Origin of the sequence: Brachybacterium paraconglomeratum (genome assembly GCF_039541415.1) — a bacterium.
Classification (GTDB): domain Bacteria; phylum Actinomycetota; class Actinomycetes; order Actinomycetales; family Dermabacteraceae; genus Brachybacterium; species Brachybacterium paraconglomeratum_A.
This window is the reverse complement of sequence record NZ_BAABGE010000004.1, coordinates 405,027-418,205: the sequence shown is the minus strand read 5'-3', so window position 1 is coordinate 418,205 and position 13,179 is coordinate 405,027. Positions and strand designations below refer to the sequence as shown.

Here is a 13,179-nt window from a genome sequence, read left to right as displayed (position 1 = left end):
TCAGTTCTCCTTGAAGGGGAAGCCGAGCAGCTTGAGCAGCGCGCGTCCCTCGTCGTCGGTCTTCGCGGTGGTCACAACCGTGATATCCATACCGCGGACACGGTCGATCTTGTCCTGGTCGATCTCATGGAACATGACCTGCTCCGTGAGGCCGAAGGTGTAGTTCCCGTTGCCGTCGAAGTGCTTCGGGGACAGGCCGCGGAAGTCACGAATACGGGGCAGCGCGGTGGACAGCAGACGGTCCAGGAACTCCCACATACGGGCGTTGCGCAGGGTCACGTGGGCACCGATCGGCATGCCCTCGCGCAGCTTGAACTGTGCGATGGACTTGCGAGCCTTGGTGACCTGGGGCTTCTGACCGGTGATGTCCGCGAGGTCGCGGATAGCACCGTCGATGACCTTGGAGTCGCGAGCGGCGTCGCCGACGCCCATGTTCACGACGATCTTGGTCAGACCGGGGACCAGCATGACGTTGCCGTAACCGAACTGCTCGGTCAGCTGAGCCTTGATGGTCTCGTTGTACTTGCTCTTGAGGCGCGGGGTGGTCGCCTGGGTGACAGTCTCGCTCATCTCAGATGTCCTTCCCGGAGCGCTTGGCGAAGCGGACGCGCACCTGCTTGGTGCGGCCGTTCTCGAGCTCGAGGGTCTCGACGCGGTAACCGATCTTGGTCGGCTTGTTGTCCTCCGGGTCGACCAGAGCCACGTTCGAGACGTGGATCGTGGCCTCGCGCTGTTCGATGCCGCCCGCGCCGCCAGCCTGGTTGGGCTTGACGTGGTGCGTGCGGCGGTTGATGCCCTCGACCAGCACACGCTGGGAATCGGGGAACACCTGCAGGACACGGCCCTGCTTGCCCTTGTCGCCGACCGCGAGGCCGCGCGTGGCGGCGGCATCGCTGTCGCTGGTGCGACCAGTGATCACCTGGACGAGGTCGCCCTTCTTGATCTTCATCTTTGCCATGTCACACCACCTCCGGTGCCAGCGAGACGATCTTCATGAAGCGCTTATCGCGCAGCTCACGGCCGACGGGGCCGAAGATGCGGGTTCCGCGCGGCTCCCCATCAGTCTTGAGGATGACCGCTGCGTTCTCATCGAAGCGGATGTAGGAGCCGTCGATGCGACGGACTTCCTTGGACGTGCGGACGACGACCGCCTTGACGATGTCGCCCTTCTTGACGTTGCCACCGGGGATGGCGTCCTTGACGGTCGCCACGATGGTGTCCCCGATGCTGGCGTAACGGCGACCGGAGCCACCGAGAACGCGGATGCAGAGAATCTCCTTGGCACCCGTGTTGTCGGCGACCTTCAGTCGCGACTCCTGCTGAATCACTCGTTCTCCTATCGTCTCACCGGTTCTCTTCCCACCCGCGGGGGCGGGGAGGCCGAGCCTTGCGGAACGGAATATGGACACTGCACTTGCACCGCTTCGGCTCCGGTCAGAACTTCGACCGAGGCCGCGACCGTCGACCGGTCCCGGGCACCAAAAAACTCCTCATCCGGACTCAGGCACTAGCGTGAGGAACGCAGAGCGTTCGCTTCTCGTACGAGGTCTCCGGGGAGGACGGATCTGGTGATACCGAATCCGGTCGCAGACGCCAGTTCACCCACATCCGAAGATGCATGTGCACAGCCGTCCGGCAACCGTTCAAGCGTACGCGCCGCACACGCCTCTGTCACCCCCTGACCATGACCTGGGCCGTGTGTGCTTGCTCTCCTGAGGGGCGATGACCGACGGGGCGGAAGACGCCGCATCTCGAGCTCGCGCGGATCCAGCCTGGTGGGCGGGGGCCCACCATCACGGGCTTCCGGTGAGGCATAGGCTCGTCGCCATGATCGACATCGACATCGCACGCCGTCTTCGGGACGCAGGCCTGCAGTGGACCCCGACGGACGGGGACCGGTTCGTCATCGACAACGAACAGCTGCGGGATGACACCTTCATGCTCTCCTCGATGGTCATCGAGCTCGGGCATGGCCGCAGCGGCGAACGGCTGCTGCGGTTCAATGGGACGACTGAGTGGGCGCTGGATTCCGTGGAGCAGCAGGAAGCGCTCTGGGTGCCCCGGGAGGATCAGCTGCGCCTGGCGCTCGGCGACTCCTTCAGCGCATTGAGCCGCCTCGCGGACGGCGGCTATGAGGTCACATTGATCGACGCCGCCGGCGCCACCCGAGAGGTCCCTGCACCTGCGGCGGAAGACGCGCTGGCCGGTGCACTGCTGATCCAGCTGACCGCCTGACTCGGGCGGGCTGCCGCAGAAGCGTCGCCGCAGGAACAGAGACCCGCGCTGGGAGAAGCGTCCTCTCTCTCAGGGCAGCAAGAAGGGCCGGCCCCCCACGTGGGGAGGACCGGCCCTTCTTGAATTCACGGTGCGGTCACTGGGACCGCCCGATCACTTGGCGCGCTCGACGATCTCGACCAGACGCCACCGCTTGGTAGCGGAGGTGGGCCGGGTCTCCATGACGACGACACGGTCGCCGACGCCGGCGCTGTTCTCCTCGTCATGAGCCTTGAACCGGCTCGTCTTGGTCGTGACCTTGCCGTAGCGGGCGTGCTTCACACGCTCTTCGACCTCGATCACGATGGTCTTGTCCATCTTGTTCGAGACCACGAAACCACGCTGGGTCTTGCGGTAGGGACGCTCGTGGGACGACGCGTGCGCGCCTTCCTTGTCGAGCTCCTCGACGGCCGGGGTCTCGGCCTGGGTGTTGTCAGTCATCTCTGTTCCTCGCTTCGCGGTCACTCGGCGGCGCCGGGCGCCTGACGGATGCCCAGCTCTCGCTCGCGCAGGATCGTGTAGATCCGTGCGATGTCCTTCTTGACGGACCGCAGACGGCCGGAGTTCTCGAGCTGACCGGTCGCGGACTGGAAACGGAGCTTGAACAGCTCGTCCTTGCCCTTGGCAAGTTCTTCCACCAGCTTCGCGTCGTCCAGCTTGTCGAGTTCATCGGCGGTGAGCTTGGTCGCTGCCATCAGATGTCACCACTCTCTCGGCTCAGGATGCGGCTCTTCATGGGGAGCTTGTGCTGCGCCAGGCGGAGTGCCTCGCGAGCCACCTCCTCCTCGACGCCGGCGAGTTCGAACATGACTCGACCCGGCTTGACATTGGCGATCCACCACTCGACCGAACCCTTACCGGAGCCCATGCGGACCTCGGCAGGCTTCTTGGTGAGCGGACGATCGGGGTAGATGTTGATGAACACCTTGCCGCCACGCTTCATGTAGCGCGTCATGGCGATACGTGCAGCTTCGATCTGACGGTTGGTGACATAGGCGGGCTCGAGAGCCTGAATGCCGAAGTCGCCGAACGCGAGATCAGTGCCGCCCTTGGACATGCCACTGCGGTGCGGTCGGTACTGCTTGCGGTGCTTGGTCCTGCGAGGGATCAGCATGTCGCTCAGGCCTCCGTTCCGGGCTGCTGTACGGGAGCGGCTGCCTGCTCGGCGGGCGCTGCAGCCGGAGCGGCAGCGGTAGCTGCACCCTCCGGGCTGTCGTCCCGACGCGCGGTGGCGTTCCGCTCGTTACGACGACCACGCGGGCGCTCTGCACGCGGGGCGCCACGTCCGCCGGAGCGGGGACCCTGCGAGGCGGCCTGCTGAGCCGCGAGCTCCTTGGCGGTGACGTCGCCCTTGTAGATCCACACCTTCACGCCGATGCGGCCGAAGGCGGTCTTGGCCTCGTAGAAGCCGTAGTCGATGTTCGCGCGAAGGGTGTGCAGCGGCACGCGACCCTCGCGGTAGAACTCGTTACGGCTCATCTCGGCGCCACCGAGGCGACCGGAGACGGCCACTCGGATGCCCTTCGCACCTGCACGCTGCGCGGACTGCATGCCCTTGCGCATCGCACGGCGGAAGGAAACGCGGGCGGCGAGCTGCTCGGCGATGCCCTGAGCAACCAGCTGGGAGTCAGCCTCGGGGTTCTTGACCTCGAGGATGTTCAGCTGGATCTGCTTGCCGGTGAGCTTCTCGAGCTCACCACGGAGACGCTCGGCCTCCGCGCCACGACGCCCGATGACGATGCCCGGGCGAGCGGTGTGGAGATCGACGCGCACACGATCACGGGTGCGCTCGATCTCGATCTTCGAGATGCCGGCCCGCTCCATGCCCTTGGACATGAGGTTGCGGATCGCAACATCTTCCTTCACGTAGTCGCGGTAGCGCTGACCCTCCTTGGAGGAATCAGCGAACCAACGGCTGCTGTGTTCCGTCGTGATCCCGAGACGGAACCCGTTCGGATTGACCTTCTGGCCCATTCGGGACTCCTTACTTGTTCACGGGAGCGACGACCACGGTGACGTGGCTGGTGCGCTTCTTGATCTGGAAGGCTCGACCCTGAGCACGCGGCTGGAACCGCTTCTGGGTCGGACCCTCATCGACGAAGGCGGCGGCGACGGCGAGGTCGCGCTCGTCAAAGCGCTCCCCTGCCTGATCAGCCTTCACCCGCGCGTTGGCGATCGCGGACTCGACGAGCTTGAGGACGGGCTCACTGGCGGCCTGCGGTGCGAACCGCAGAATGTCCAGGGCCTCGGCCGTGCTCTTGCCACGAATCAGGTCCACAACGCGGCGAGCCTTCATGGGCGACATGCGGAGATGCCGCACCTGCGCCTTGGCTTCCATTGCTGTCCTGCTTTCTTCTGGGTGTCGGGACGTGCTGCCGTGCTGACCGCGAGGTCAGCGACGACGGCCCTTTCTGTCGTCCTTCTCGTGGCCCTTGAAAGTCCGCGTCGGAGCGAACTCGCCGAGCTTATGGCCGACCATCGACTCGGTGATGAACACCGAGACATGCTTGCGACCGTCGTGCACTGCGAAGGTGTGGCCGAGGAAGTCCGGGGTAACCACCGAACGACGCGACCAGGTCTTGATGAGGTTCTTGGTGCCCTTTTCGTTCTGGACATCCACCTTCTTCTGAAGGTGGTCGTCCACGAAGGGGCCCTTGGCGATACTGCGAGGCATAGTTCCTGATTCTCCCTATCAGCGCTTCTTGCCGGACCGACGACGGCGCACGATGAGCTTGTCGCTCTCCTTGCCCGGCCGACGGGTACGGCCCTCGGGCTGACCCCAGGGCGACACCGGATGACGACCACCGGAGGTACGGCCTTCGCCGCCACCATGAGGGTGATCATGCGGGTTCATGACGACGCCACGCACGTGAGGGCGCTTGCCCTTCCAGCGCATGCGGCCTGCCTTGCCCCAGTTGATGTTGGACTGCTCGGCATTGCCGACCTCGCCGATGGTCGCGCGGCAGCGCGCATCGACGTTGCGGATCTCGCCGGACGGCATGCGCAGCTGCGCATACGGCCCTTCCTTGGCGACCAGCTGCACGGAGGCGCCGGCGCTGCGGGCGATCTTGGCACCGCCACCGGGCCGAAGCTCGATAGCGTGGATCACGGTGCCCAGCGGGATGTTGCGCAGCGGCAGATTGTTGCCGGGCTTGATGTCCGCGCCCGGACCGTTCTCGATCCAGTCGCCCTGACGCAGCTTGGACGGGGCGAGGATGTAACGCTTCTCGCCGTCCAGGTAGTGCAGCAGTGCGATGCGCGCGGTGCGGTTGGGGTCGTACTCGATGTGAGCGACCTTGGCGTTGATGCCGTCCTTGTCGTGACGACGGAAGTCGATCACGCGGTAGGCACGCTTGTGGCCGCCGCCCCGGTGACGGGACGTGATGCGACCGTTGTTGTTACGGCCGCCGGACTTGGACAGCGGGCGGACCAGCGACTTCTCCGGCGTCGACCGGGTGACCTCGACAAAGTCGGCGCCACTCGAGAAACGACGACCGGGCGTGGTCGGCTTGCTCTTACGAATTGCCATGTGGGATTCCCTCAGACTCTCTTCGGCTCCTCGGATATCGGCCGCCTCAGGCGACCGACCCTCCGAAGATGTCGATGGCTCCGTCTGTCAGGGTGACGATGGCGCGCTTGGTGTCCTTGCGCTTACCGGTCCCGAAGCGCGTGCGGCGCGACTTGCCCTGACGATTGATCGTGTTCACCGAGGAGACCGTGACGTCGAAGACCTTCTCGACGGCGATCTTGATCTCGGTCTTGTTGGCGTCGACAGCCACCAGGAAGGTGTACTTGCCCTCATCCATCAGGCCGTAGCTCTTCTCGGAGACGACCGGTGCCAGCAGAATGTCGCGGGGGTCCTTGTTCAGCGAGGTCACTTCGACTCCTCCTCGGTGGACTCCTTGACTGCGTTCACGAACCCGGCGGCCTTGGCGGCCTCCTCCGTCGCGAACCAGACCTCGGCCTTGGTACGGCCGTACCACGGGGAGTCCGGGGTATGGAACTTCATCGAGTCCTGGTTGCCCTTGATCGTGAAGCCCTCAGGAGCGGAGTCGTCGGCCAGCGGGGCCGCCGATCCCTCACCGAAGGGAGCTTCCTGCGCAGCGGCCGGGGCGGCGACGGCAGCAGCCGGCGCAGCCTTCGCAGCAGCGAAGTTCGAGGTGGGCAGGGTCAGGATTGCCTGGGCCACGAAGTCCTCGAAGCCAGCGACGGTGAAGACCACGTCGTCGGCGCGCATGACGTCGTAGGTGTTCACCTGGTCCGCGTACAGGACGTGCGTGGCAGGCAGGTTGCGCGAGCTCAGGGCACCGAGATCGTCGTCCCGACGCACGACCACCAGCAGGTGGCGACGGTCGGAGACGTACGCCAGAGTCTGGCGAGCGGCCTTGGTGGACGCGACGTCACCCTCGAGCAGCGAGGAGATGACGTGGATGCGGCCGCTGCGTGCGCGGTCAGAGAGGGCTCCGCGCAGTGCGGCGGCCTTCATCTTCTTGGGGGTCCGCTGGCTGTAGTCACGCGGCACGGGGCCGTGGACGACGCCACCGCCGGCGAACTGCGGGGCGCGGAGGGAGCCCTGACGGGCACGACCGGTGCCCTTCTGCTTCCAGGGCTTCTTACCGCCACCACGCACCTCGGCGCGGGTCTTGGTCTTGTGCGTGCCCTGACGAGCGGCCGCCTGCTGGGCGACGACCACCTGGTGGATCAGGGGCACGTTGGTCTGCACGTCAAAGATCGACGCAGGCAGCTCGACGGAGCCGGACTTCTTGCCGGCCGGATCGAGCACGTCGACAGTGAGGTTCGCTGCCATCGGGCTCAGGCCTCCTTCGCGGGGCTCTTGACAGCCGAGCGGACGAGCACGAGGCCGCCCTTGGGGCCGGGAACGGCACCCTTGACGAGCACGAGGCCCTTCTCGACGTCGACCGCGTGAACGGTCAGGTTCTGGACACTGGTGCGGTCGCCGCCCATACGGCCAGCCATGCGCTGACCCTTGAACACGCGACCGGGGGTGGATGCGCCACCGATGGAACCAGGCTTGCGGTGGTTGCGGTGCGCACCATGGGAGGCCGGGGCGCCGGCGAAGCCGTAACGCTTCATGACACCCGCGGTGCCCTTGCCCTTGGACGTGCCGACGACGTCGACCTTCTGGCCGGACTCGAACACCGAAGCGTTGATCTCCTGGCCGACGGTGTAGTCAGCGGCGTCGACGGTGCGCAGCTCGACGAGGTGACGGCGCGGGGTCACGCCAGCCTTCTCGAAGTGGCCCTTCAGCGGTGCCGACACCTTGCGGGGGTCGATCTGGCCGTAGGCGATCTGCACGGCGTCGTAGCCGTCGGTCTCGATGGACCGGATCTGGGTGACGACGTTCGCACCGGTCTGCACGACGGTCACGGGAACGAGCTTTCCATTCTCGTCCCAGACCTGGGTCATGCCGAGCTTGGTGCCGAGCACGCCGGACACCGGACGGGCCTTCTGGCCGGTCAGTTCGTTGCTCATCTCCACCACCCTCAGAGCTTGATCTCGATGTTGACGTCCGCCGGCAGGTCGAGACGCATGAGCGAGTCCACAGCCTTCGGCGTGGGATCGACGATGTCGATCAGTCGCTTGTGCGTGCGCATCTCGAAATGCTCACGGGAGTCCTTGTACTTGTGGGGCGACCGGATCACGCAGAACACGTTCTTCTCGGTCGGCAGCGGCACCGGGCCCACAACAGTCGCGCCAGCGCTGGTGACCGTGTCGACGATCTTGCGCGCCGAGCTGTCGATCACCTCGTGGTCGTACGACTTGAGCCGGATGCGGATCTTCTGTCCCGCCATGGCGTCCTGTCTCTCTTCTAGGTCTGACATGGAAGCAGCCGTCTCCCGGTACCCGAGGACGGGCGTGTCGGCCTCTGCAGGACATACGAGCCCAGCACAGAACCGCCGAAAGTCGGCTGCTGCTGCGTCGATTCCCTCGTTCGATGCGCGATCGATGCCATAGGCAAGGTTCGCATCCTCGGGACGGGCCTCATCCGGTGATCATTCGCCGAGGTGAAACCCTCGGAGAACGGAACCGGGCATGTCGGCCCACGCAGACAACTTGAACAGTGTGCCAGAGATCGGACCGCCCCCACAAGGGAGAGGCGGGTGCACCCGGTCACAGATCACTCTCCACCGCTGGCTGACCCGCCACCGAGGGCGTGGAACGGACGACCCGGAACCGACGGCTCCGGGCCGTTTCCACCTCACTTGTTCGTGCTCGGCCCGATCCCGCCCTGCAGCTGGCGCTGGAAGATCAGGTAGACGATCAGCACCGGGATGATCGTGATCGTCACGGACGCGAACATCGCCCCCCAGTCCGAGTCGTATCCCTGCTGGGCCTGCATGTTCGCGAGTCCTTGGGCGAGGACCCACTTGTCCCGGTCCGTGTTCAGCACGATCGGGATGAGGAACTGGTTCCACAGGCCCAGGAAGTTGAAGATCGTCACGCTGGCCATGCCCGGGCCTGCCATCGGCAGCATCACCTGGAAGAAGGTCCGGAAGTCGCCGGCGCCGTCGATCGCCGCCGCCTCCGCGATCTCCTCCGGCAGCTGCCGGAAGAAGGCGTAGAGGAAGAAGACGGTGAACGGGAGCGCGAAGCCCACATAGGCCAGGATCAGCCCGATGTAGGTCCCGCGGATGTGCAGGGACTCCATGATGAAGAACAGCGGCACCACGGCGAGGAACAGCGGGAAGGTCAGCCCCGCGATGAGGGAGTAGTAGAGGATCCGCCGACCCGGGAAGTCGTAGCGCGCGAGCACATAAGCGCACATCGCCCCGAGCATCATGACGAGGAACAGCGCGCCGCCCACCACCACGATGGTGTTGCCGAAGAAGCGACCGATGCCGGCCTCGGTCCACGCGGTGGCGAAGTTGTCGAAGTTCCACTCCGCGGGCAACGTGAACGGTGAGGAGAGAATCTCTCCGGAGCCCTTGAACGAGCTGAAGACCGTCCAGAGCAGTGGCAGGAGCACCACCAGGGTCCAGATCGTGAGGATCACCTGGGCGACAACGGTGAATACCCGGTCGCCGCTGCTTCCCCGGCGGCGGCGCATGGGGCGCGGCCCCGCGGAGGTCTGCTTCCCTTCGGTGCGGGGGGCATCGAGTCCGGTGCTCATCGCGTCTCCTTCCGCTGGCGGGTGCCGAAGAGGACGAGGACGGCCATCAGCATCGTGATCAGCGCCATCACCACTCCCATCGCGGAGGCGAGACCGAACTGGGAGTCGCTGAACGCGGTCTGGTAGAGGTATCTCGAGACCACCTCGGTGCTCTTGCCGAGCCCTCCGGTCGGGGTCATCACGTTGATGTAGACGAACATGTCCAGGGCCATGATCCCCATGTACACCGCCGCGGTCGAGACGTTCTCCCGCACCATCGGCAGGATCACCGCGACGGAGAGCCGGAACCGGCCCGCCCCGTCGATGCGGGCTGCCTCGACGATCTCCGACGGGATCGATTTGATCGCCGCGACGAAGAGAACCATGTAGAAGCCCACCAGGCTCCACACCACGGCGGCCATGATCGCCGCGAGGGCGAAGCGCCTGTCCCCCAGCCACGCGATATGGATGTCGAGCCCGACGAGGTTCAGCAGGCCGTTGAGAAGGCCCCCGTTGGGCGAGTAGATGAACGCGAACAGGATGCCGATGACCACGGCGGGGATCACGTACGGGAAGAAGCTCACGACCCGGAAGATCGTCGCCCCGCGGATCCCGCGGATCTCCCCGCGGCTGTCCCCGCCCACGGTCACCAGGATCGCCAGAGCGAAGGCAAGCGTGATCGTCACCGTGGGCAGCACGATCATGAGAATCAGGTTGTTGCGCAGCGCCTTGCGGAAGACGCCGTCCTGGAACAGCGTGATGTAGTTATCCAGCCCGATGTACTGGGGAGCCCTCGCCAGACCGCGCCAGTCAGTGAGCGAATAGTAGAACGCCTGCAAGAACGGCGAGACCACGAACACGACATAGATCAACATCGGCACGCCCAGGAACAGGGCGAAGAACAGGATCCGGGAGGGTGTGATGCGCGACCGCATCCCCCGGGAGCGCGGGGCGCTCTCCGGGGGTGCGGCCGTCGGGACCGCTGCCATCATTCGACGTCGAACTTCTCTCGGCTGTCGTCCTCCCGGATCTTGTCGATCGCCGCCTGCGACCGTTCGCGCGCCTCGTCCGCGGTCACGTCGCCGTTGAGGAACTCGGCCCAGAGGGGCTTGAAGTCGTCGCCCATCCCGTACCAGTCGGGGAAGTTATAGGTGAAGACGTCCTCCCCCGCGGTCGCGATCATGGAGCTCACCGAGGACAGTGCGGTCGAGCCGAAGCCGTCATCGGGGATGGTGTCCTTGACGATCGTCATCGAGGAGGTGAGCTTCGAGAAGTTCTCGCACTGCTCCTTGGACAGCATGACCCGCAGGAACTCAAGCCCGCCGGCACCGTTGGCCGCCGCGCTGGGGACCATGAACGGCTCCCCGGCCGCACCGTGCATCGCGGCCTGACCCATCGCCGCGCTGTCCGAGAGCATCGGGGTGGCGACGCCGGTCATGGCGTAGCCCTCCGGGGTGGTGCTGCGCTGCTCGTTCTCGATCCAGGAGCCCGAGGGGTACATCACCGCACTGCCGGTGACCCACTCCGTCTGAGCCTCGGTGTGCTTGATACCTGCACCGCCGGCCAGGAAGAACCCGGCCTTGACGGCGTCTTCGATCGCCGCGAAGGCGTCGACCACGGTCGTCTGCTCGTACGCGCCTTCCTCGAGGCGGTCCAGGGCCTTCCCGACTTCGGGGCCGCCCTCCTTGATCGCCATCGACAGGGCGAGCTCGTGGTAGTAGTCCGCCGCGTTCTGACCGCCCCAGGCGAACAGGGCGAGGCCCTCGCCCTTGGCGGCCTCACCGATGGTCATGACGTCGTCCCAGGTGGCCGGGGCCTCCCAGCCCTTGTCCTCGAACTGCTTGGCCGAGTACCAGAGCGCGAAGACCGTGTACATGTAGTTCAGCGCGAACAGCTTGCCGGAGTAGGTGCCGGGGACCAGCACGCCCGGCAGCAGCGAGTCACCGATGGTGCCTCCGTCGAGCGATGGCGCGTCGATCAGCGCACCCAGCTCCGCGAGGCTGCCCTCGGAGATCAGCGCGCTGGCATTCATGGACTGCGCACCGGAGTTGTCGAAGAGGTCCGGCGGGTCACCGCCGATGAAGCGCGGCTGGAGATCGGGCTGGATGTTCACCGTGGAGCTCACGGCGGCGGTCGCGTCGGGGTAGAGCTCCTCGAACTTCGTCCCGGCGTCCTTCGCGTACTGGTCGCCGTAGCCGCCGTTGAAGATCACCACATCGACGGTCGAGTCGGGCTCCACGCCGAAGGGGTTCTCGTCGCTGACCTCGCCGCCGCCCTCGGCGACGGCACCACCGCCCCCGTCGCTGCCTTCGTCATCGCCGCCGCCACCACCGGTGGCACAGGCGCTGAGCGCCACGGCACCGGTGCCGAGGGACGCAAGGGAGAGGAAACGGCGCCGGGAAGCACCCAGGCGGTCCAGCGGGGTCTCGAGCTGAGGGTCGTGCGGTGCATCCATGATGGCCTCCGTGGTTCGACGTTGAATACGAGTGCTGGACAGGAGACTAGCCCTTTACGGACGAGTGTCACGGCCATTCCCCGCGGTGTGCCTCCGATCGTTACGTGCTCGACGGCTGCCGGAAGCAGTCCAGCTCCCATTCGGCGCGGACCCAGGCTCTTCCCCCATGACTGATCTACGGTGTCCCCATGAGCCAGCCCCTGCAGTCCCGACAGTCCGCCTCTCCGCTGACGGCGCGCCTCTATCACCTCGAGTACCCGCGCTCCCTCGGTGTGTACAGCACCTACCAGGAAGTGCAGTCCGTGGTCGACACGCTCGCGGACCACCAGTTCCCGGTGCAGAGCACACTGATCGTGGGCACAGATCTGAAGCTGATGGAGCGCGTCACGGGCCGCAAGTCCTGGCCCCGGGTGATCGGGCAGGGCGTGCTGTCGGGTCTGTGGATGGGCCTGTTCCTGGGTCTCCTCCTGATGCTGCTGAACCCGGGCAGCATCATGATCGTGGTGACCAGCGTGCTGATGGGCATGGTGTTCTTCACCGTCTGGTCCGTGATCGGATACGCGATGACCGGCGGCAAGCGCGACTTCACGTCGATGACCTCGACCATCCCGATGCAGTACGAGCTGCTGGTCGAGCACAAGCATGCCGCGCAGGCACGCCAGATCCTTGCTGACTCCGGGGCGGGCCCCGTCCCCACCGACGGCCCCGCCCCGGTGATCACGCCGACGCACGGGCACTCCCCGCTCCCCCACACCGGCGCCACGTCCAGCGGTGGCCAGCAGTTCGGAGCGCACACTGCGCAGCCCGGCTCGCACGCACCTGGCGCACCTGCTCGACCCAGCTACGGACAGCCCGCTTCGGGAGCATCGCCCGCTCAGGGCGTGGCTCCCAGCCACCGCCCGAGCTTCGGGAAGCCGGCCGGTACGCCCCTGCACGAGCAGTCATCCTCGCCGTCGACCCCGCAGGCCACCGCCGCCTCGGGTCGCTTCGGGGCACCCGGCCCGACGGCTGGTTCCGACGAGGGACCGCAGTCGGCTGCCTCAGACAGTCGTCCGGGCAGCGGGGAGCAGACCGCGCGCCCGCAGGAGGGCGGCCAGGGCGGCGACGCTCCGCGCTGACCGGTATGGCTCGGGGAAGGCCCCCGCACCAGCATGGTGTCCATGCGGGTGCGGGGGCCTTCCTCTGCCCGGGGGCCGGCCCAGCTTCGCCCCAGAGCCGACCCTCTCCCCGATGGCACCGCTGCCCGCCGCATCCTCGCGGCATGCACCGCACGGCTCATACCGCCCACCGCCAGCACGCGGGGCCGTACGGGCACGACGAAGGACCCCGCACCGGTGTC

At 66.2% G+C, this 13,179-nt stretch carries 19 protein-coding genes; 2 read left to right on the top strand and 17 right to left on the bottom strand.

Translation table 11 applies throughout. From position 1 onward, the window contains the following. Genes rplE through rplN form a run of 3 tightly spaced genes read right to left on the bottom strand, consistent with a single transcriptional unit; the run spans window position 1 to window position 1,328 of the window. Window positions 1–570, bottom strand: a complete 570-nt coding sequence (rplE, locus tag ABD893_RS06400) for a 50S ribosomal protein L5 (RefSeq protein ID WP_345077053.1) — start codon at window positions 568–570, stop codon at window positions 1–3. 1 nt (window position 571) lies between these two features. Beyond that, the gene (gene rplX / locus ABD893_RS06395) at window positions 572–958 is read right to left on the bottom strand and encodes a 50S ribosomal protein L24 (protein WP_345077051.1); all 387 of its coding nucleotides are present in this window, start codon (window positions 956–958) and stop codon (window positions 572–574) included. Between the two features lies 1 nt (window position 959). After that, the gene (rplN, locus tag ABD893_RS06390; protein WP_089064412.1) at window positions 960–1,328 is read right to left on the bottom strand and encodes a 50S ribosomal protein L14; all 369 of its coding nucleotides are present in this window, start codon (window positions 1,326–1,328) and stop codon (window positions 960–962) included. 499 nt (window positions 1,329–1,827) lie between these two features. On the opposite strand from rplN, the gene ABD893_RS06385 reads away from it, so the two are divergent. Then, window positions 1,828–2,235, top strand: a complete 408-nt coding sequence (locus ABD893_RS06385; RefSeq protein ID WP_345077044.1) for a hypothetical protein — start codon at window positions 1,828–1,830, stop codon at window positions 2,233–2,235. 153 nt (window positions 2,236–2,388) lie between these two features. Here the strand turns inward: ABD893_RS06385 and rpsQ are convergent, their stop codons facing one another. The 14 genes from rpsQ to ngcE all read right to left on the bottom strand — a co-directional run bounded on the left by rpsQ (window position 2,389) and on the right by ngcE (window position 11,840). Next, window positions 2,389–2,715 (bottom strand): 30S ribosomal protein S17, encoded by a 327-nt coding sequence (gene rpsQ, locus ABD893_RS06380; RefSeq protein WP_345077041.1) that lies wholly within the window; start codon window positions 2,713–2,715, stop codon window positions 2,389–2,391. Window positions 2,716–2,735: 20 nt separating this feature from the next. Next, complete coding sequence (gene rpmC / locus ABD893_RS06375; protein ID WP_345077038.1) at window positions 2,736–2,969, bottom strand: 50S ribosomal protein L29; 234 nt, start codon at window positions 2,967–2,969, stop codon at window positions 2,736–2,738. Next, entirely contained in the window at window positions 2,969–3,388 is a 420-nt protein-coding gene (gene rplP, locus ABD893_RS06370; protein ID WP_345077035.1) for a 50S ribosomal protein L16, read from the bottom strand. Before rplP ends, rpmC begins: the two co-directional genes overlap by 1 nt. 5 nt (window positions 3,389–3,393) lie before the next feature. Continuing rightward, on the bottom strand, window positions 3,394–4,248 hold the full coding sequence (rpsC, locus tag ABD893_RS06365) for a 30S ribosomal protein S3 (RefSeq protein ID WP_345077032.1): 855 nt from the start codon (window positions 4,246–4,248) through the stop codon (window positions 3,394–3,396). A 10-nt stretch (window positions 4,249–4,258) separates the two neighbouring features. Then, the gene (gene rplV, locus ABD893_RS06360; protein WP_299298804.1) at window positions 4,259–4,612 is read right to left on the bottom strand and encodes a 50S ribosomal protein L22; all 354 of its coding nucleotides are present in this window, start codon (window positions 4,610–4,612) and stop codon (window positions 4,259–4,261) included. Between the two features lie 54 nt (window positions 4,613–4,666). Next, complete coding sequence (gene rpsS / locus ABD893_RS06355) at window positions 4,667–4,948, bottom strand: 30S ribosomal protein S19 (protein ID WP_299298807.1); 282 nt, start codon at window positions 4,946–4,948, stop codon at window positions 4,667–4,669. Between the two features lie 18 nt (window positions 4,949–4,966). Then, window positions 4,967–5,803 carry a 50S ribosomal protein L2 gene (gene rplB, locus ABD893_RS06350; protein ID WP_345077025.1) on the bottom strand — a complete coding sequence of 279 codons (837 nt, stop codon included), beginning with the start codon at window positions 5,801–5,803 and terminating at the stop codon, window positions 4,967–4,969. A 46-nt stretch (window positions 5,804–5,849) separates the two neighbouring features. Next, window positions 5,850–6,152, bottom strand: a complete 303-nt coding sequence (rplW, locus tag ABD893_RS06345; RefSeq protein ID WP_345077022.1) for a 50S ribosomal protein L23 — start codon at window positions 6,150–6,152, stop codon at window positions 5,850–5,852. Further along, window positions 6,149–7,081: a 50S ribosomal protein L4, sunset domain variant gene (rplD, locus tag ABD893_RS06340; protein WP_345077019.1), complete on the bottom strand. Its 933-nt coding sequence runs from the start codon at window positions 7,079–7,081 to the stop codon at window positions 6,149–6,151. Before rplD ends, rplW begins: the two co-directional genes overlap by 4 nt. A gap of 5 nt (window positions 7,082–7,086) precedes the next feature. Continuing rightward, on the bottom strand, window positions 7,087–7,767 hold the full coding sequence (rplC, locus tag ABD893_RS06335; RefSeq protein ID WP_345077016.1) for a 50S ribosomal protein L3: 681 nt from the start codon (window positions 7,765–7,767) through the stop codon (window positions 7,087–7,089). Window positions 7,768–7,778: 11 nt separating this feature from the next. Then, on the bottom strand, window positions 7,779–8,087 hold the full coding sequence (rpsJ, locus tag ABD893_RS06330; protein WP_015776378.1) for a 30S ribosomal protein S10: 309 nt from the start codon (window positions 8,085–8,087) through the stop codon (window positions 7,779–7,781). 407 nt (window positions 8,088–8,494) lie between these two features. Further along, window positions 8,495–9,406, bottom strand: a complete 912-nt coding sequence (locus tag ABD893_RS06325) for a carbohydrate ABC transporter permease (RefSeq protein WP_345077011.1) — start codon at window positions 9,404–9,406, stop codon at window positions 8,495–8,497. Continuing rightward, window positions 9,403–10,377, bottom strand: coding sequence for a carbohydrate ABC transporter permease (locus ABD893_RS06320; RefSeq protein ID WP_345077008.1), 975 nt, complete (start codon window positions 10,375–10,377; stop codon window positions 9,403–9,405). Before ABD893_RS06320 ends, ABD893_RS06325 begins: the two co-directional genes overlap by 4 nt. Continuing rightward, window positions 10,374–11,840, bottom strand: a complete 1,467-nt coding sequence (gene ngcE, locus ABD893_RS06315) for an N-acetylglucosamine/diacetylchitobiose ABC transporter substrate-binding protein (RefSeq protein WP_345077005.1) — start codon at window positions 11,838–11,840, stop codon at window positions 10,374–10,376. The genes ABD893_RS06320 and ngcE overlap by 4 nt, the downstream gene beginning before the upstream one ends. A gap of 188 nt (window positions 11,841–12,028) precedes the next feature. On the opposite strand from ngcE, the gene ABD893_RS06310 reads away from it, so the two are divergent. Beyond that, on the top strand, window positions 12,029–12,958 hold the full coding sequence (locus ABD893_RS06310; RefSeq protein ID WP_345077002.1) for a YflT domain-containing protein: 930 nt from the start codon (window positions 12,029–12,031) through the stop codon (window positions 12,956–12,958). The last annotated feature ends 221 nt before the right edge of the window (window positions 12,959–13,179 follow it).